Consider the following 1,376-nt stretch of genomic DNA (forward strand, 5'->3'; position numbering starts at 1 on the left):
CGCGGGCGCCCGGCCGTCAGCCGGCCTCGGGCTGGGCCTGGGCTCGGGCAAGACCTGCCCCGAATGCGGCGCCCATGCGCTGCACAAGGTCGACGGCTGCGCCAAGTGCGCCAACTGCGGCTACGTGGGGGAGTGCGGCTAGCCGGATCGCCCCGGGCGCGGCCGGCGGCGCCCGATCCGCCGCGGATGCGCGCGCGCCGCCGCCGATCGTCCCTGACGGGCGGCCGCCTTTTGCTACAATCGCCGCCATGAGTTATCAAGTGCTAGCGCGCAAATGGCGCCCCCGGGATTTCACCACGCTGGTCGGCCAGGAGCACGTGGTCCGCGCGCTCACGCACGCGCTGGAGCAACAGCGCCTGCACCACGCCTACCTGTTCACCGGCACGCGCGGGGTCGGCAAGACCACGCTGTCGCGCATCCTGGCCAAGGCGCTCAACTGCGTCGGCCCTGACGGCCGCGGCGACATCACCGCGCAGCCGTGCGGGGTGTGCAAGGCCTGCACCGAGATCGACAGCGGGCGCTTCGTCGACTACATCGAGATGGACGCGGCCTCCAACCGCGGCGTCGACGAGATGGCGTCGCTGCTGGACAAGGCGGTCTACGCGCCGACCGCGGGGCGCTTCAAGGTCTACATGATCGACGAAGTGCACATGCTGACCAACCACGCCTTCAACGCCATGCTGAAGACGCTGGAAGAGCCGCCCGCGCACGTCAAGTTCATCCTCGCCACCACCGACCCGCAGAAGATCCCGGTCACGGTGCTGTCGCGCTGCCTGCAGTTCAACCTCAAGCAGATGCCGCCGGGCCACATCGTCAGCCACCTCGACCACATCCTGGGCGAGGAAGGCATCGCGCGCGACGCCAACGCGCTGCGCCTGCTGGCGCAGGCCGCGCACGGCTCGATGCGCGACGCGCTGTCGCTGACCGACCAGGCCATCGCCTACAGCGCCGGTCAGGTGTCCGAGGCCGCCGTGCGCGGCATGCTCGGCGCCATCGACCAGAGCTACCTGATCCAGCTGCTCGACGCGCTGGCCGCCGAGGACGGCGCCGCCATGCTGGCGGTGGCCGACGGCATGGCCGACCGCAGCCTGTCGTTCGCGGGCGCGCTGCAGGATCTGGCCTCGCTGCTGCACAAGATCGCGCTGGCCCAGGCGGTGCCCGCCTCGGTGCAGGAAGAGTGGCCGGAAGCCGCCGAGGTGCGCCGCCTGGCCGCCGCCTTCGACGCGCAGGAAGCGCAGCTGTTCTACCAGATCGCCAATCTCGGCCGCAGCGAGCTGGCGCTGGCGCCGGACGAATACGCCGGCTTCACCATGACGCTGCTGCGCATGCTGGCGTTCCGCCCGTCGGCCAGCCCGGCGGCGCCGGCGCAGGGCGGC

Annotated in this window: 1 protein-coding gene; it reads left to right on the top strand. The window is 71.6% G+C overall.

Annotated features, from left to right (window positions below; translation table 11 throughout):
- Positions 1-248: 248 nt before the first annotated feature.
- A partial coding sequence (gene dnaX, locus K206_RS0113405; protein WP_029043591.1) for a DNA polymerase III subunit gamma/tau occupies positions 249-1,376 on the top strand: 1,128 nt, incomplete at its 3' end.

Origin of the sequence: Cupriavidus sp. WS, assembly GCF_000395345.1 — a bacterium.
Classification (GTDB): domain Bacteria; phylum Pseudomonadota; class Gammaproteobacteria; order Burkholderiales; family Burkholderiaceae; genus Cupriavidus; species Cupriavidus basilensis_B.